The sequence below is a fragment of the Thermophagus xiamenensis genome (assembly GCF_900112795.1).
GTDB lineage: Bacteria > Bacteroidota > Bacteroidia > Bacteroidales > Marinilabiliaceae > Thermophagus > Thermophagus xiamenensis.
On sequence record NZ_FONA01000021.1, the window covers coordinates 1 to 18,617 of the forward strand.

At 39.2% G+C, this 18,617-nt stretch carries 17 protein-coding genes; 9 read left to right on the plus strand and 8 right to left on the minus strand.

Annotated elements, in window-relative coordinates; all coding sequences use genetic code 11:
* Nucleotides 1-477 precede the first annotated feature (477 nt).
* The 8 genes from BM130_RS12190 (at nt 478) to BM130_RS12230 (ending at nt 6,786) form a co-directional block, all read left to right on the plus strand.
* The gene (locus tag BM130_RS12190) at nt 478-963 is read left to right on the plus strand and encodes a hypothetical protein (RefSeq protein WP_138956956.1); all 486 of its coding nucleotides are present in this window, start codon (nt 478-480) and stop codon (nt 961-963) included.
* A gap of 251 nt (nt 964-1,214) precedes the next feature.
* Nucleotides 1,215-1,625, plus strand: coding sequence for a DoxX family protein (locus tag BM130_RS12195; RefSeq protein ID WP_010528927.1), 411 nt, complete (start codon nt 1,215-1,217; stop codon nt 1,623-1,625).
* Nucleotides 1,622-2,047, plus strand: coding sequence for a hypothetical protein (locus BM130_RS12200; RefSeq protein WP_010528926.1), 426 nt, complete (start codon nt 1,622-1,624; stop codon nt 2,045-2,047). The genes BM130_RS12195 and BM130_RS12200 overlap by 4 nt, the downstream gene beginning before the upstream one ends.
* A 701-nt stretch (nt 2,048-2,748) precedes the next feature.
* On the plus strand, nt 2,749-3,105 hold the full coding sequence (locus BM130_RS12210; RefSeq protein ID WP_010528924.1) for a PadR family transcriptional regulator: 357 nt from the start codon (nt 2,749-2,751) through the stop codon (nt 3,103-3,105).
* On the plus strand, nt 3,083-4,042 hold the full coding sequence (locus tag BM130_RS12215) for a PspC domain-containing protein (RefSeq protein WP_010528923.1): 960 nt from the start codon (nt 3,083-3,085) through the stop codon (nt 4,040-4,042). Before BM130_RS12210 ends, BM130_RS12215 begins: the two co-directional genes overlap by 23 nt.
* 58 nt (nt 4,043-4,100) lie before the next feature.
* Nucleotides 4,101-5,495 (plus strand): PspC domain-containing protein, encoded by a 1,395-nt coding sequence (locus BM130_RS12220; RefSeq protein ID WP_010528922.1) that lies wholly within the window; start codon nt 4,101-4,103, stop codon nt 5,493-5,495.
* A 241-nt stretch (nt 5,496-5,736) separates the two neighbouring features.
* Nucleotides 5,737-6,210, plus strand: coding sequence for a DUF4252 domain-containing protein (locus tag BM130_RS12225; RefSeq protein WP_010528921.1), 474 nt, complete (start codon nt 5,737-5,739; stop codon nt 6,208-6,210).
* Between the two features lie 51 nt (nt 6,211-6,261).
* Entirely contained in the window at nt 6,262-6,786 is a 525-nt protein-coding gene (locus BM130_RS12230; RefSeq protein WP_010528920.1) for a hypothetical protein, read from the plus strand.
* Nucleotides 6,787-6,824: 38 nt separating this feature from the next.
* On the opposite strand, the gene BM130_RS12235 is transcribed toward BM130_RS12230, so the two are convergent.
* From BM130_RS12235 to BM130_RS12265, 7 genes are all read right to left on the minus strand, one after another.
* Entirely contained in the window at nt 6,825-8,057 is a 1,233-nt protein-coding gene (locus BM130_RS12235; RefSeq protein ID WP_010528919.1) for a PP2C family protein-serine/threonine phosphatase, read from the minus strand.
* Nucleotides 8,058-8,232: 175 nt separating this feature from the next.
* Complete coding sequence (gene efp, locus BM130_RS12240; protein WP_010528918.1) at nt 8,233-8,802, minus strand: elongation factor P; 570 nt, start codon at nt 8,800-8,802, stop codon at nt 8,233-8,235.
* Nucleotides 8,803-8,884: 82 nt separating this feature from the next.
* Nucleotides 8,885-9,688 (minus strand): DUF3108 domain-containing protein, encoded by an 804-nt coding sequence (locus BM130_RS12245; protein WP_010528917.1) that lies wholly within the window; start codon nt 9,686-9,688, stop codon nt 8,885-8,887.
* A gap of 86 nt (nt 9,689-9,774) precedes the next feature.
* Nucleotides 9,775-10,995 (minus strand): ABC transporter permease, encoded by a 1,221-nt coding sequence (locus tag BM130_RS12250; protein WP_010528916.1) that lies wholly within the window; start codon nt 10,993-10,995, stop codon nt 9,775-9,777.
* An 18-nt stretch (nt 10,996-11,013) separates the two neighbouring features.
* Nucleotides 11,014-11,727: an ABC transporter ATP-binding protein gene (locus tag BM130_RS12255; RefSeq protein WP_010528915.1), complete on the minus strand. Its 714-nt coding sequence runs from the start codon at nt 11,725-11,727 to the stop codon at nt 11,014-11,016.
* 137 nt (nt 11,728-11,864) lie between these two features.
* Nucleotides 11,865-13,088, minus strand: coding sequence for an efflux RND transporter periplasmic adaptor subunit (locus BM130_RS12260; RefSeq protein ID WP_254771986.1), 1,224 nt, complete (start codon nt 13,086-13,088; stop codon nt 11,865-11,867).
* Between the two features lie 105 nt (nt 13,089-13,193).
* Nucleotides 13,194-14,606: a TolC family protein gene (locus tag BM130_RS12265; RefSeq protein ID WP_010528913.1), complete on the minus strand. Its 1,413-nt coding sequence runs from the start codon at nt 14,604-14,606 to the stop codon at nt 13,194-13,196.
* A 201-nt stretch (nt 14,607-14,807) separates the two neighbouring features.
* Between BM130_RS12265 and BM130_RS12270 the strand changes: the two genes are divergently transcribed.
* A complete protein-coding gene (locus BM130_RS12270) occupies nt 14,808-15,032 on the plus strand; it encodes a hypothetical protein (RefSeq protein WP_010528912.1) in 225 nt (74 codons plus the stop codon).
* Nucleotides 15,033-15,094: 62 nt separating this feature from the next.
* Here BM130_RS12270 and BM130_RS12275 read toward each other — a convergent pair whose 3' ends face one another.
* Nucleotides 15,095-17,935, minus strand: coding sequence for an outer membrane beta-barrel protein (locus BM130_RS12275; protein ID WP_010528911.1), 2,841 nt, complete (start codon nt 17,933-17,935; stop codon nt 15,095-15,097).
* Nucleotides 17,936-18,617: the final 682 nt, after the last annotated feature.

Consider the following 18,617-nt stretch of genomic DNA (forward strand, 5'->3'; position numbering starts at 1 on the left):
GAATGCAAAAAGGCGACCCTGGATGGACGGAATATTTGCGAAAGTGGAAAGCCTAAGTCCACCTTTTAATTATTCTAATGCATAATCCGGGATAAGTCGATTCCCTATCTAAAAAAAATCAAATAATTATAATTTACGGTATGATTTTTCGTAAACATTAGACACATCAGATATCATAAATAGATTTAACGAGCATAACCATGAAGACTTGTCTCCAAAATGCTTTGACGGAAATGGCTCCGAAACGCTCTTCAAATATATTGGTGATGATCACACGTTGGATTTCGGGATAAACTGGTATCTCAATAAAGACAAATTAAAACTGGCATTGCACTATGTCATTCAGAACGGGTCCATTTCGCCAAACACGGGTGATTCCATATGGCTGGCTTGTCAGATGAGATTATAAAAACCTTTATCCCGATACTTCAGAAACAAAATTATAGTTACCTAAAATTAAACCACTATGAAAAATACATGGATCCAACTTTTATTTATACTATCCTTCGTCATTTATCTCTCATCATGTGTCCCGGCACAGAGAAAAGATATTACCATGGCATAAAGTTTGATATTTCACCTTGTGTAAAATTCATGCCACGTGTAATGAATAATATTCTACGAACCATATTATTCGTAACCTTATTATTCCTTTCGCCCTGTAAATTTCAACATTTTATACAGGCCCAACTTGGTATTGCTCAAACAAAGGTTCCCAATCCACATAAAACAACCATCGGCGTTTCAACCTGCAGCATTTCTGAATTATCATCCAGTTGCTTTGTAAACATTGAATCACCTTCTCCTTCGCATCACTTAACCGGATTAAAATCCGGCAACAATTTCTACAACGCATTTTCACTTTATCCCGTCACTTACCGGTATCCCGAAAAGGAAAGAACTCTCATCTCTTCTAAAATACCTCTTTACATTTTGTTTCATAACATTAAGGTCTTTCTATGACCACACAAACTCCGGAAATTTAGTATCCCATTATCCTGCACCGATTAAAGGGATAACTCGAAATTATATCCAGTTGATGAAACGAGCATGGCAACTTAGGGTTGTCACAAAAGAAAATGTATAAAACGACAGAGGCAGAAGGCAGAAGAAGTTTTTAATGAATCTGCAGGAAAATCTTCTGATCGCATCTATCATGCCTATTTTCAAAAGAAGTAAACATTAACAACACTAAATAAAAAATTTATATACCCATGAATTTTCAAGACAAAACAATAACGGTAAGTTATAAATCGGTAGTAATTCTTCGTGTTATGGTCAGCCTGATTTTTATAGTGGCTAGTTTTAGTCATTTTTTCAAACTCGAACATACCGTCAGCCGAATAGAAAGTGCTAAACTGGGGTTTATCGGGCACATGCTCGGCTCGCCCGAAACGGCAGTGATTCTTTCCGGCATTGTTATGCTTATAGCAGGAATTTCATTACTTATAGGTTTTAAAACGAGATGGGCAGCCATTGCCCTTATCGCAGTTTTAATCCCCATTACCTTAACCATTCAGGTAGGACAAATGGCAACATTAGGACCGCTTTTCAAAAATATTGCCATCCTTGGTGGACTTATTTTTTTTAGTATGAACCCAAAACTAAATGACCAAACATCATGAAAAATTGGATAATTGTTTTATCAACAATACTTTCCCTTTTATTATCGGGAACCCATCAATTAAACGCAAGCAATAAAATCCACGAAAAGGACAACTATCTGATATTTTCGAAAGACATACGGCAAATAGGTCCCATACTGACAACCGCTAAGGAATTAATGAATGAAGACGATGAAAAATTTGGTGAATTTCACGTTGTTTTCTGTGGAAAAACGGTGAAAGACATTCCCAATAACACCGATTTTATAAAGTTATTGGAAGAAGCCGATGCGCTCAACATAAAAGTTTTTGCTTGCGGTATTTCTCTTAACAAATTTAGCGTTGACAGAAATAGCTTACCTGAAAAAATTAAAATCACGGAAAATGGAATTCTATACGGATTACAACATACAAAAAATGGGTTTATAACGCTTTCAATATAACAGACCCACAAAAAATTCCGGTTGAATAAGAGGGTGTCTGAAAAGATTATATCTTTCCGGAACCACATTACAATCTGGTTGGGGAAAGAATTATAATCATCAGTAACGTTAGGCACCCTCTCTTCCACTTCTCCGGTCGTTAGTCTATTCTTACTTTCTTCAGGGGTCAATACACTCGACACCCTCGCATCAAAACGCCCATAAACAATTGTTATAGTTCCTCTTACCAACCCAATCTTTATTCTCTCTGGCCGGGAATCTTATTGATTGGTCCTGCTCGCCTCAATATTTTTTTAAAAAACTTAATACTATGTATTGCATAGTACTAATTTTATTTCATATATTTGCAATACCTTATTCAGGGTATTGACAGGTAATGTGTGTAAGTTTGCACAAAACAATTCATGCAGAATACCTGAAACCAACGACTTAAATAAAATTTACACAAATGACATGAAGAGAAAACAACCACTCACAAAAAGCAAATGGACAACCATCATTGCTGTTAGCGGCCTCTGCTTTTTGTCCGTTCTAACGGGCCAATGGCAACCGTGCCCAAGTGAAGAGGATAAACCTTCAGTCACCACTGAGATAATGAAAAAAGATGTTGAACACTGTTCCGAAGCAGATTCGGGACACGAAAGATCGAATACAGGAACCCATGTGTTCATGATTGGTCTTCCGTTTTAAAAAACAATCTTATGAAGATAGAAAATGCCAAAGCTCAGATGCGTAAAGGTGTGCTGGAATATTGCATTCTTTCGGTGCTATCCAGAGGTGATGCATACGCCTCTGACATCATTAAAGACCTTAAAGAAGCACGTATCATCGTGGTAGAAGGAACGCTTTATCCACTCCTTACCAGATTAAAAAATGCAGGGCTTCTTTCCTACCGATGGGAAGAGTCGACACAAGGTCCTCCAAGAAAATATTATGAGCTGACCGACCGTGGTCAGGAATTTCTTCAGGAACTTGACAAATCCTGGAAAGAGTTAGTAGATTCTGTTAATTCTATAAATGAAAAAAAACATAACGATGAAAAAAGTAGTTACCATTAACATATCAGGTCATTCCTTTTATATTGATGAAGATGCCTTTGCACGGCTGGATGATTATCTTAAAAAACTGGAAACCTGGTCGCAAGACAAGGAGAGCGGCCGGGAAATATATTCCGATATTGAAGCACGTATCAGGGAATTGTTCGAAGAGAGAATTAACCCTTCCACTTCGGTCATAACGACTACTTTGGTGGACGAAATTATCGCTATTATGGGTCATCCGGAAGATTTCTCGGAAGAAGGTACTGACGAACCATTCGACGGACAAAAATCTAACACATCCTATTCTACTCCTCCGCCCCGACGTCGCTTATACCGCGATATAGAAGACCGCGTCATCGGAGGTGTTTGTTCAGGAATAGCAGCCTATTTCAACATCGACAGGGTTTTTGTTAGGGTATTGTTTGCCATTTTGCCTTTTTTAAGCTTTGGTGCCATCATACCCATTTATATTATTTTGTGGATAGCCATCCCACCTGCACTAACAGCGACCCAACGACTGGAAATGCAAGGCCATGATGTTAATATTTCAAATATTGAGAAAAATATTCGCAATGAATATTATAAAGTAAAAAACAAATTCCAGCAATCGGATGCTTACCGAAGAGGAGAAAACTATCTTTCAGGCATTCAAAAGCGAGACCGCACAGCTTTGATAATTGCATCGGTAGTTATAGGCGTTATAATCATTGGCAATTTAATAAACATCCCTTTTAATTTGGGCTGGGCACCGGGGTTCCATGTTAATTTACCCTTTGTACATATGGGATTTCCCGGTGTTTTGCCTCTGACAGTAATACTATTAATTTTAGGACTGGCTTTCCGCACTGCCCTGAAGGGATTTCTGATATTGATAGGTGTGCTGCTAGTTTCGGCTTTTCTGTTCAAAATGATCGGGATTTTTATTTGGCCCCATTTAATTTTCCCTCATCTTTGAAACTCTTGACTATTTAATGCATTTTTCATTACCATAAAATATTAGCAAACCTGACATCATGAAAAAAACCATACAAATCAATCTAGCCGGACATGCTTTTAGCATGGACGAAGATGCATATGATCGGCTTAACACCTATCTGGAACAAGTAAAAGCCAAACTTGGGATGACTGCAGAAGCACAAGAAACCTTTGAAGACATCAACCTTCGTATTGCCGAGCTCTTTAGAAGCATCCATCCCGATGCCACAACATCGGTTACCATTGAAAATGTAGAAGAAGTCATCAAAACATTAGGCGATCCGGCCGATTACGATACCCCTTCCGACCCAGATGACTCATCAAGCGCCTCATATGCAAGAGAACCTTACCGAAAAAAACAGCTATTCAGAGACCCTGACAACCGAATATTGGGTGGAGTCTGCAGCGGATTGGGTTATTACTTTAACATAGACCCAATAATTTTTCGTTTACTATTTATCCTGGGAACATTTTTCTATGCATCATCAATCCTTATTTATCTAATACTATGGATTGCGATTCCCAAAGCCAAGACCTTGCAACAACGGATTATGATGACAGGCGTTTCGGCAGGTATTGAATCATCAGGGAAACGACCGGCAGTGAGAAGCCAAAGCAACGATTTAATTAAACGCACCCTTCGCATAATTTCAATAGTTGCCGGTATAATCCTGATTGTTCTCTCATTTATATCCCTCACCGGATTAATCATGACCTTTTCCATGACAGATTTGGTCTTCGAAAAAATATTTAGTCATGAAATATGGCTTCCTGAAATTGAACAACTATTCCTTTTACCTGAACAGCAAATAATGGTATTAATCGGCTCACTTCTAATCGTTGGCATTCCGTTATTGGTAATATTTTATCTGGGATTATTTCTTGTTTTTAGATTTAAAAAGGGTGCAGTAACAATCCTGGTCACCTCACTTATTCTATGGTTAATTGGAATAGGCCTGATAAGCTATTCTGCCATTCGAATGGCCACCGAATATTCCGCCAAAATGGAAATAGAAGAACGAAAATTATTGGAATTACCATCTTCGGACACTATCTATATAAAACCTTCAGCTTCGTCACTTAAATTAGGGGAAGGAGAACAAATATTTAGCAGTAATGGTATCACTATCAAAAATCAAAAAGAAGGATTAGTTCTGGTGGGGACACCCAAATTTAACCTGATTAAAAATGCAAAAAATTTCGAAATATCAATCCGGAAAAAGTCGCGGGGTCGCAACTCAGAAGAAGCTCTTAAAAATGCTGAAAGGATTGAATATTTTTTTCTGCAGGATGATTCTCTTTTATTACTCGACCGCTATTTCAGCATCCAGAATCCGGGGATATTGCGAAACCAGACCATTGAGGTAAATATTCAAATCCCAGAAAACAAACATATCGTTGTAGCAGATGAATTTAAATATTTGATGCAATAGGGATAGAAAAGACAGAGTCAGAAAAAGTGATTAGTCACTAGTCAACAGTCATTAGTGTTAATGGAATAGTAACTAATGAACTAACCACTAATGATTACTTTTAAGAAACAATATATCAATGAAGTAAGTAAAATTTATACGGATGAAACGAGCATGGCAGCTTTTGCCACAAAAGAACATGTAAATTTTATTAAGCCATGCGAGTTCCATTCGGCCAATGAGTTAAATAAATTATATACGAATGAAAAAGATATTACTAATAATTACTGTTTTATTAGTTGCAGCTCCGGCACTTAGGGCTCAACTTAGCGCATCTGAAAAATTATATGCCGGTCTGGAAGGCGCCGAAGGTGTAACCATTCTCACACTATCCAAAGATATTATTGATCTGGTGGATATGACGGTTGATGAAGAAACTAAACAAGTAACCGGTCCATTGCAAAAAGTAAAGCTAATGATATGCAATGAAGCGAATGGCTCCTCTGCCATAGGCTCGGTATTAAAAACAATGAGAAGCAGGCCTTACAAAGAAATTGCAGAGGAAGATATAGAGGATACGGACAGTCGGGTTTTCGTCCTCCGTTCAGGAAAAAGGATTAAAGAATGTCATATTATTGACCACAACGAAGGGAAACTGATTATGCTTTCATTTTACGGCAATTTTAAGGTAGAAGATATCGACAAATTTAAACAAAAGGCTGACGACATAAGATAATTTAGTAACTTAGTCATTGGAAATCAGACTTAAGTTTCAATATCTTAAAAAATGACACGAAAACTTTTAGTCACTCTCTTCATATTATTAATTACTACAGTCATAATTCCTCAGAAAATATGTGATGACACACTTTCAGATAAGGAAATAAGACATATTCTTGGCACACTGCCGCGTTTAGTACCCAAGTTAAAAGAAGTAGGCATAACCGTATCGCCGGCTTATTATATTTGGCCCAGGGATGCTTCATTACATTCTACAGGTCAATCAATTCTCGAACAATTTGGATATGATGCACTTTTGCTAGATGCTTTGGAAACCTTTTGCAAAGCCTGGTTTTGTCTTAATTACGACACCCTAAATAATGACAGGCTGCAATTTTTACAAACCACCAAAGAACATATTAACGAAAATCCCTATATTTCCGATGAGCAGAAAAAAATTAACATCCGTATTCTAAACAAAAGCCTTGGGCATAACAAAGAAGAATTGAAACAGGTTATTGGAGAAAAAAATTTAAGAATAATACGTACTTATCGCAGTAAGATTTCAGAACTTTGGGCAAAATTGGACTAACACACAACTCCCCAGCAGGGGTCAGTACTTTAAAGAACTTATTTAAATTCCATTCCTATCAATGAAATATCATCAAAAACAGCGCCCAATTCAATGTGGTAAGAAACCAATTGCTTTGCTTCTTCCATATTTTCTTCAATACTTTTTTGATTGGTAATAATCTTCTCAATATTCATCAACCCAGAATGCACCTCATTGTCACGTTCCAATTCAATAAGCCCATCTGTAAAGGCCATTAGTTTGGCATTTTTGGGAACTTTTATCTTACCTACTTCGATGGAAGGAATAACATCCAACATGCCTAAGCCTATACAACCCTGGTCAAGAGACATTAGATGTGATTTTCGTCGGTCAAACAGCAAAGGCGGTAAATGTCCGGCATTTACATAAACAAGCCGACGACTGCGCAGGTTATATTTCCCAATAAAAAGCGTGATGAATTTTTCATTATTGGCACTGGCATTTACTCTCTGATTCAATTGATGAATCAGTTTTTTCATATCAATCCCGGAGGTGAAAAGTGTGCGTACAACAGCCTGAAAATTGGACATTAATAAAGCTGCAGAGATACCTTTGCCTGAAACATCGGCCACGCAAAATCCAATGGAATGACGTGACAAAGGAATAATATCATAGTAATCACCACCTACACCCCAATGAGGATGATAAAACGCATGCAATGACAATTTTCGATGGTTTGGAAGATCCTCCGGACTGGGAATGAGTTGAGTCTGTATTTTGGAAGCCACCTCCATCTCCTTCTTAAGGGCCTCTTGTTCCAGGATAGCTTCCTGCATGCGTTTGTTTTCAATGAAAACAATAATCAGATTGGATATTATTTGTATTAACTTTAAGTGCTTTATGGTAGGACTTATTCCGTGGTGTTCTTCTTCCACATCACCAATAAGAACATATCCTATAGCACGATAACGATGGAAAAGAGGAATTACAGCATCAAACCCTTGCAAGGGGAGGGGCGGAGAAAGGGTAATATTTTCTATTGTTTTGAATGGTAATAAATCCCTTTCAACTTTAATTTTTTCAACCTCTTGGGCAGAGACACCAGAAACCAGCAAATTTTTCCACTCACCATCAGAATTGGTAAAAACAAGAATTTTCCCAACCTCTAACTCTTCTCGAAGCAATATTTCAAACTCGGCCAGCAAATCTTCAACCGAATGGTCCTGGTTGATGGTTTGCGCTATATCTAACAATATATTGAGTCTATCTTTATATAATCGAAGTCGCTTCTTTTTCACCTGCGTAATCATGGGAATTTAATGTCATACATTCCGCATAAATGTACGAAATTATATTATTCTTTGCGAAAATTTATTTTATTGAAATTTATCAACAATAAAAAACCTGCCAAAAGTATCAGATACTTTTTTGACAGGTTTGGAAAATTATTTTTTAACGTCAAAAGAACTATTAACCTAAATACTTTTAATCTTTCACTCTTTCCACATATGATTGGTCGCGAGTATCCACCTTAATACGATCACCGGTATTAATAAACAGAGGAACCATAATGGTGGCACCGGTATCAATGGTGGCGGGTTTCAATGAGCTGGTTGAGGAAGTATCGCCCCGCACCCCTGGCTCGGTATAAGTAACCTCATAGGTAATAAACTGCGGCAGATTAACCATCAAAGGGGTTTCGGTATCGGCGTGATAAACCACCTCAACTTCCAATCCTTCTTTTAATAAATGAGGACTTTCTACAAGGTCCTTTGCCAAATTGATTTGTTCAAAGGTTTCACTATTCATAAAATGATACCCCAAATCATCGTTATATAAAAACTGATGGGGTCGTCGTTCCACACGCGCCTCATTAACTTTATGTCCGGATGGAAATGTATTATCAATTACTTTCCCTGTTGCCACATTTTTAAGTTTGGTTCTGACAAAGGCAGGACCTTTACCGGGCTTCACATGCTGAAACTGGACAATAAAGTAGAGCTGCCCGTTTAATTCGATGCACATGCCATTTCTAAAATCTGCAGTAGTTGCCATTTAATTTTCTGTTAAAATTAGATGTGTAATTTTTGCCCTGCAAAAATAGTGTAAATCAGATTAACCCTCCAAATTATTGGCTTTATTCTACCACGAAACTGGAAAATGGTTCCTGAAGGCCTCTAAATTGTTCCAAGTTACAAGTAAAAGCTCCAACCCTTAGCTGAAACCGAATACGTACGGGCACGCGGTTCTTGTCACGAGAGATCCAAACTTGCATATCGTCCTCGGTTTTAAAGGCACGACCGACCTCTGTCACCGGTGAAAACAAATAGCATTCCAATTTGCCCAACGGGGTATTTATAACATCTATGCCCATATAACGAATGCGAAGGGGGAACAACTCATCTGAGAAATAGGTCATAATTTCGATAACCTCGCCTTTTTTCAGGTTATCATTAAATTTATTTTTACGCGCATAATAAAATGCAGAAAGAATATCCTGAATATTCTTGGGGACCCAATGTTCACCAGATTTTTGGCTTCTTACCAATGCAGAATCCTCATGATGATGTTCAAACAATACTTCATTATAATATTTGTACCCCCCTTCCCGAATGCTTCGGATGGCTTTAACAGGTAATTGGGAGGAAGGATCAATAAAGCTTTCATACCGGTCACGCACTTTATAAACGGCGTCCGCCAATCCAACAGTTCTGCCACTGGCTACGACATGATGCACCGGTTTCCCCAATAAAACAGTATCTTTTACAGTCAACCGGGCCTCTCCGCCTTTTATGAATCCATATTTGAGGGAATAAACGAGTTCCTCACCAGGAGAATAGTTCATGCTACCACTGCCAGGAAAAGGTATAACCATATTTCCGGCCAAGGCAGATATCCCTGCAAAACAAGACAGAATAAAAAAAGTAGCTTTAAAAATCATAACAATAAGGTTTTGCTCCCAAAAAACTAAATATTTATAGTTTTTATATGGGAGCTTTGCTTAATTGTTACAATTTTAGGGCCAATTTATTCATAGCGTAATGCATCGATGGGGTCAAGACTGGCAGCCTTACGGGCCGGATACCATCCGAAAAAGATTCCAACTACTGCACAAACGGCAAATGAGAGCAAAATGGATTGCTCGGTTACCAATATGGGCCAATTCAAAAAATTGCCTATTCCATAAGAAACAGCCAGACCAAGAAAAATTCCTAACAACCCCCCTCCCACACTTACAATTATGGCTTCCATAAGAAACTGCGACAGGATATCTATCCCGCGCCCTCCGATAGCCATTCGCAATCCTATTTCGCGCGTCCGCTCCGTTACGGAGACAAACATGATGTTCATGATGCCAATGCCACCTACCAACAATGAAATTCCCGCAATGGCACCTAAAAGAATGGTAAGCATCTCACTGGTGGAACTAAATGTGGATATCAATTCCTGTTGAGACCTTACGGTGAAATCATCTTCATCGTCCTCACCAAGTTCGTGAGAAAGCCTCAAAGCCTCAGCTATTTCTTCTTCTGCGGCTTCGGAATCGGCCTCGCTGGTAGCACTGGCATAGATATCCTGAATGTGTGTAATGGCCATGACTCGTTTTTGTACAGTGGTGTATGGCGCCAGAATAATATCATCCTGGTCCTGTCCAAAAGAGTTCTCTCCTTTTTCGCCCAATACTCCAATCACCTTAAAGGGAATTTTTCCAAACCGAACCGTTTCTCCAATGACCGATTCTTTGTCCGGGAATAACTCTTCAACCACTGTCTGCCCCAACAAACAAACCTTGGATGCACGTTTAATATGATAATCACTAAACATGACCCCCTCGTCCACTTCCATTTTTCTGATGTCCAAGAATTCTGTGTTTACGCCTTGAATCATGGTAGGCCAGTTATTGGAACCTGCAATGGCCTGCCCCGATGTTTTCACCACGGGAGAAATAGCCGAAATATGCTCAGCATATTTTTTTATGGTCTCTATATCTTTCATATCCAAGGTTTTCATGGATGACGGATCAATTCTCACGCCACCCCGCTCTTCACTTCCCGGGCGAATCATCACCATATTTGCACCCATGGAAGAAATCTGTTCCTGAATACTTTGTTTGGATCCCTGCCCTATGGCCAGCATGGTAATAACAGATGTTACCCCGATGATGATTCCCAGCATGGTCAGAAAGGTTCGCATCTTATTACGAAACATTGCCTTGAGGGCTATCTTTGCAAGATTAAATATATTCATGGTTTGTGAAATTTCTGATTACATGCTTTTTGCCGGACGACCAATATTGGCATAATCGTCAATAATTTCGCCGTCTTTTAATACGATGGTACGTTTGCTGTACTCGGCGATGTCAGGTTCGTGCGTAACAAAAACGATTGTTTTTCCCTGACTGTTCAGCTCCTGAAACAGAGACATGATGTCGAGGGTTGTTTTGCTGTCGAGATTTCCTGTGGCTTCATCGGCCAATATCATTACGGGGTCATTGACCAGGGCCCGGGCAATGGCCACCCGCTGCTGCTGACCGCCGGAAAGCTGATTGGGCGCATGGTCCATACGATTGGCCAATCCGACAATTCGCAGGGCTTCAACAGCCATTTCCTTTCTTTTACGTGAAGGAATAGTGGAATTATACATTAAGGGCAACTCCACGTTTTCCAAGGCTGAAGTACGAGGAAGCAAGTTAAAAGACTGAAAGACAAATCCTATTTTCCGATTTCGGATTAAAGCCAGTTCATTTTTGGACAAACTGCTTACATCGACCCCGTCGAGGAAATAATGCCCGGATGTGGGCTTATCGAGTGCACCAAGAACATTTAATAAGGTAGATTTTCCCGAACCACTGGTTCCCATTATGGTAACGAATTCGCCCTCTTCCACGGTAAAAGAAACACCTCGTAAGGCATGAACGGTCTCAATCCCCACAATAAAATCTCTTTTCAGCTGCGATATTTTTATGATTTCATGCTTCATTGCATCATTTCGTTTTATCAAAAATTCATGTTAACCCCGAATAACCGGTACTTTCTAAACCACATTTCTTAAATAGTTCCGAATTGTGTTTTCGGGAAAAAGATACCGAAGCTTTCCGACAATACCATCAAGAAGCATTATCTTCTGCCCCCACCCGGTCTGCTGGGCATAAAAGGACTCCTGTCCGACTCGGAAGAACCATTGATTTGTGCATGATCCATTCCTATAACTACCGAATCCCCGGGCAAAACCCCTTCTTTTATTTCGTAAAAAACACCATCATCTATTCCGGTAATCACGATGGTTGGCTTTAAAGTGCCATGTTCCCACAGCCATAATCTTTTATGATCTGCGGCCGATTCATCTCCCATCCTATCTTCTGGCCCTCTATGAGGAGGCATATCCATTCCTTCTGGCATATTCCCTTCCGGCGAAAACTGAAAGGCAGCAGCAGGAACAACGGTAACATCCGTAGCTTCCTCCGTTATAATGGTAACCTCGGCCGTTAACCCCGGTTTTAGTTTCAAGTCAGGGTTGGGCGCATCGATAATAACGGTATATGTCACCACATTACTCTCTTCCACAGCCTCCAGGCGTACCTGGGTTACTTTACCGGCAAATACCTGATCGGGATAGGCATCAACGGTAAAAGTCACTCTTTGCCCCTCTTCCACCTGGCCAATATCTGCTTCATCAACATCTGCTTCCACTTGCATTTGCGTCAAATCTTTGGCAATCAAAAATAAGGTAGGCGTACTAAAACTGGCTGCCACAGTCTGTCCTTCTTCCACACTTACACTAAGAACAACGCCGTCGATAGGAGAATAGATGCGAGCATAAGAAAGATTAACCGCTGCTTGTTCAACCTCCGACTCAAGAGATTCAACCGAAGCTTTAGCTGTCCTGTAAAGGTAGTTGGCTTCATCATATTCGGCCTCGCTCACCATGCCTTTTTCAAAAAGCATTTTAACACGCTGAAAGGCTTTTTCCTGATATTCCAGTTCACTGCGTGCTGATGATAAACTTGCCTTACGTTGCAAGAGACTTGCACTTAAAGCACTTTCATCAATTTGAGCTATTAACTGTCCTTTGGTAACTTTGTCGTTGTAATCGACAAAAATGTTTTGGATGACACCCGAAACCTGAGTACCCACTTCCACCTGATCTATTGGTTCAACGGTTCCCGTTGCGGTAACGGTGTTAACGATACTCCCTTTTTCAACCACTTGAATACGCGGTTTCAATTCATTTTCAGGGCTCTTTTTCCCCACAAAAAAAACAATTACCAGGATCAGAGCCAGGATGGCTGCACCCCCATAGATGTATTTACGCTTCATAATGTTGTTGGTATTTCGTGACATTTTACTTTAAAAACGCGAACACGTTCTCTCTGTTAAGTTTATTATATAGTTTTCAAATTCTTCCCTTTTCCCAAAAGGGTACGGGGAAGCACCTGTTAAAATTTTCTATTCACTTGTATTTGTTTCCATTGCCGTATCGTAATTCTCCGTACCAATAGGATAACCTCTGTAAAAATCCAATATCTTGTGGTACAACAAAACCGAATATCTGGCTTGAATAAGTTCCGCATTGGCGTTTAACAAATCGTTTTTAGACTGCCGCAAGTCTATTGCATTGGACATCCCCAACTGAAATTGCTCCTGCTGATATTCGTAGCTAATCTTTGCTGCATTTACTTTCTCAAGAGCCGCCTGATAGCGTTCCTGTTGTCCTTTAAGTTCCACAAAAACCTGTTCAACAGTTTGCAGAAGATTATTTTGGGTTTCCCGGGCATTCAATTCAGCCTGGTAGACCATTACTTTCGAACGGGCTACATTGGCTTTATTCTGGTTCCGACTGAAAATGGGAACACTTAATGATAGCCCCACATACTGAGTGAACCGGTCATTAAATTGAGAACCCAAAGAACCATCGTAATTATCGGAATAGGAAGAACTGGCAGAAGCATTAAGATTAATTGTTGGCAAATATCCTGCCTTAGCGTTGGCGAGGTCAATACGTGCAACCTCAGTTGACAAATTACTGTTTTTTACCTCAGGACGTTTGGTTAAAACCTCTACCACGATGGTGTCCAATGAAGGGACCTCGTCGTTTGGGACATCCACCCGGTCAGGGAACAGTGGACTAAAATCAATATCATACGATAGATTGAGCATGGTTTTCAGGTCGGTGATGCGGATATCCAACTCATTTTTTGCAGTCACCATAGAATAACGGTCCGAAGCATATTGGGACTCGATCTCTGCTAAGTCTTTTCGCGAAATGGTTCCGGCATCAAACAATGCTTTGTAACGTTCCAGATTTACCTTTGATGTTTCAACCACATCCTGATAGTACAGATAATTCTCTCTAGCATAAAGGATATTGAGCCATGCCTGAGTAACCGACAAAACGATATCATTTTGGGCTTCGGCAACATCAAGTCGTGCCTTCTCTAATTCAATTTCTCCGGCCTTGATGTTATTATTTATGATGCCTCCCTGATAAATGGGCACTTCAGTATTTACTCCAACCTGTACGCCTTTTGAGAACTCACCACCCGTATTATCAAAAGCCCGGGAATTATTGCCCGACAGGGTTGATGAAGCACTTAATGAAGGCAGTCGACTACTCTTTGTTTCCAAAAGATTTGCTTCTTCTGCTTCTATGGCTATTCTTGCACTTTGAACAGATATATTGTTTTCGAGCGCATATTCTATACATTTTTCCAAGGTCCATCCTTTCGCTCCTTCTTCATTCTGCGAATAAAGAGGAATAGTGAATAACAGCCCTAATAACAGTATTGCGTTAATTATTCGTCCCATCTTAGAAATTTCAGTTTTGATTTGGATGCCTAAATTATACCAGCAGATATTCATTCTTCCATTTTTTCATTCAACAACCACTTTTTCACTACCATAATGTATTTTATCTCTATATTACGAACTCTTTAAAGGTGTAGCACCGGCTATCTTTGTTAACATCTCATTAACATGGAATAAAAATTCAAAAACATATCTTTGTTAAGAATCAATCTAAATATTAAGAACAGATTTTATTAACCTAAAAACAATAGTACTATGAAACGTAAACTGGCTTTATCCTTTCTTTTGGTATTTACTTTAGCAATTACGGCTCCCGTAATGAGCAGCGCAGCTATTCAGGAACCGGAAAAAACCGAAAAAAAGGCATGTGACAAGGAAAAACCATGCTGCGAAAAAGAAAAAAAAGCATGTGACAAGAAAGCAGAGAAAAAAGAATGTAGTAAGGCTTGTGATAAAAAAGCTAAAGAAGAAAAAAAATAGTTGTTGTATGACAAGAAAAAGGGCTTCCTATCAAATTAGGATAGCCCTTTTTTTGTAAAGCTTTAGAATCGTCCCATGGGGAAAGGCCTGTCGCCAGGGGGTCCCTCCATAAGTCCGGGACGTTCCGGTCGCTCCATACGTTGACCGAAGAAATCGCGAAAAGTCCAGGTAAAGGTAACCATAGCATAACGTTGCACTACCAAAGAACGACTCTGTTCTTCATAAGTTTCGGTAACAGTACGCGATATACTTTGGTTTTCTTTTAGAATGTCATAAACCCCAAGTTTTATCTCCCCCGATCTATCCTTAAAAATTTTTTTCCCTAAAGATGCATTCAGCAACGTATAATTGGGATCAATAGATTCCGACAACCCCACATACCAAAGATGGTTCAACGTGGAATTAAAAACCCAGTCATCACCAAAAATCCAGTTTACTTTACAACCAGAAGTCTGGGTATAATAACTTTCTTCTTGAGTATCTAACGTCGAATGGACCTCATCCCATCCACCATTCCAAAAAAGGGAAAAATCCAAATCCTCACTAATGTTACTGGAAAGCTGAACACCCTGATTAAATGACCATGTTTCTTTTTTAGTAACCTGATCATTGACCATGCCTGGCGTTCTATTATAGCCCAAATCAGTATTAAGAGACAGGTTGCTACCCAACCAAGTTACCGGTGTTCCAAAATTAATCACGCCTTTTAAATCCCAATAGCCATCCATGTTTTCAGGAATGGTCAGCTGACCACCATCAGGTACGGTATAACCCTTCGGTACCGATTCATTATTGGTATAGGTATGATTAACAATATAATCGGAACCAATTTCCAGGAATAGAATAAAAGCAACATTTCTGCCGGTTTCAGCATTGACGTCGGTATACCGAGCCATGGCACGATGGATCGTTTGCTGTGAAAGGTTGGGGTTTCCGGTGGTAAGGAACAATGGTTCGCTATTATCAACCACATCCTGCAACTGATTGGCACTTGGCTCCTGGGTCGAAGCATTATACATGGCCATAAGATTTTTACCCTCACCTGGTTTCCAATTAAGCCAAATACGCGGTCTAAAACTGGTAAAACTTTTTTTCAGGTCATAGGATTCCGGATATTCACGATTTGCCTTAAGTTTCGATTTTTCTGCCGACAATGATAGAGTAATATTAAAAGCACCTTTATTAAATCGATATCCAGCTTCCGAAAAATAGGTTTCGAACGTGCTGGAAAATACATTAGACAGAGTGGGATCCAAAGTATATTGATACAGCTCATTGGAAAAAACCCACTTCTCATTTTCCGAATCGGAGAATGAACCACCTAGGGTAAGCATCACCTGGCTGTATTGACCCACAGGTTCGGTATAAACTAACCGGCTACGGATACTGCTGGTGGTATTCTCAATAAGCTTATCCAGGTCATAATCGGTTAAAATATCTGATTCACCGAACGTTTCCTCAATCGTCTGTTGCTCTTCCTCTCCTTCTTTTTTATTATAGGAATTATTAACCATTAAAGAAATGGTACGTCCTTTTAGTCCAAACTTATGCCTATAAATTAATGTATTTCCCAAATTATATCCGTCATTCTCCTTGTCCAAATCTGTCTCCGTAGCATTTAGCAAATCATCTCCATCAAAAGTTTCACTATAACTGAAACTAAAACTCTCATTATTCTGAAAGCTAGCCTGAGGCAGTAATATGATAGAGTTATTTTCATCGATATCGTAAATAATACGGGCATTAAGCCGATTATTAAAATTGTAGAATCCGGATTCACTTTTTTCAGAATAAAACTTTAACGAATCGGTTCCATAGAGAAAATCTCTCCATGTTTCAGATTCATTTTCATTATCAATATAGTTAAAGAAGTAGCTGGCACTCACTGTCAGCTTTTCACCAAACTTATTTTGGTAGTTAATACCAAATGAATTGGTACTGTTGATTCCGCCATTCGAGGCCATTTGGATTGACTGGTCCAGCGGGCCTCTCAGGGCTCCACCACCGCCACCTCCGCCACGACGGCCTCCCCCCATTCCGGACATAGCCCCCAGCATGTCTTCACGAGTAAAATTCTGCCGGTTTACATTATTAAATGAGGTAATGATGGAAATCCGATTGTCACCATTAAATTTGTTATACATCCCTCCTGCTTGGTAATAATGGTCGGTACCGTAACCGGCAAACAACTTTCCAAACTTACCGTTACGACGAGATGGCTTGGTAATAATATTCATGGTTTTTTGACTATTGCCATCGTCAAACCCGGAAAATTGGGCCTGATCACTCATCTTATCAAACACTTGCACCCTTTCAATAATTTCTGCAGGCAAATTTTTAAGAGCAATGGACGGATCGCTTCCAAAAAATTCATAACCATCTACAAGCACTTTTTTTATTTCTTCACCGTGTGCCTTTACTGTACCGTCTTCCACAACAATTCCCGGCATTTTGGTCACCAGGTCTTCCACACTGGCATCTTGATGGGTTTTAAAAGATTCGGCACGAAATTCCGTGGTGTCCCCAACCACTTTTACCGGTGGTGCCCAATCCTTAACTGTCACTTCTTTTAGGTTATATGCTTCGGGCTGCAAACCAACGGTTGCCTTTTGATAACCTCCTTTTACGGCGATAACACCTCCCTTGGTTCTATAGCCAATAAATGAAATACGATAATAATAATTCCCTGCTTTGGGCAGTTGAATCTTAAAAAATCCTGATTCATTGGTTACTCCAAAATATTGTCGGCTTGCATCCTCGCGATCTTGGATAATAACATTCGCTTGAGACAATCCTTTTCCGCTTATTGAGTCTATTACCTGAATCCCTATAGTGTATCCACCATCCTGACCGACAGCGCCAAGCGAGACAAATATCAAAATTAACAATAAAACCTTTCTCATAGCTTTTAAATTCGCATGATACATTTATAAAAAAACTACCACAATCATTGTCAGTAAAAAATTCATTTAATTTATTGGTCAGATGGAACTCGCATGACAAATTTTTTTATTAAGGTTCTATTGTGACACCATTTATTGTCATACTTATTTCATCGATTTTACCACGAATGCACCACAAAAACATCTTCATATTAAACCTATTAGCACACTCGTCACAAAACAAACCTAAAGAATCCACCTACGGGTAGAAATTTTTTTCATCCAAAGGTTTTATTTCTTCTACATTCAAAGCTTTTACTTCTACTTTCTACCATGACAAAAAATGGAACTATTGCTTTTTGGTAGTCATATTAATTTTGAGTACAGTCTCTTAACAGAATAGAGGGGAAATGAGTAAATATTATTCTTTCAATGCAGATCAATTAGGGTCCTTTATCCGTGGCAAATAATTCTGCCCATTCTTCTTAATTTATTAAAGATTAACATCTTTGTCCTTAAATAATTACAACCACTAAGGATTAAAGCCTGGCACCATTGGTATTTTACAAATGGTTATTACCCATAACTTTTTGAGCCAATAAGTTCAGTTTCTAAATAAAAGGATTATATGCCCTCAACACCTTGGGGTTAAAAAAAGAACCCAAACCAAAATATTTAATCAACCATTATTTTTAACATATTA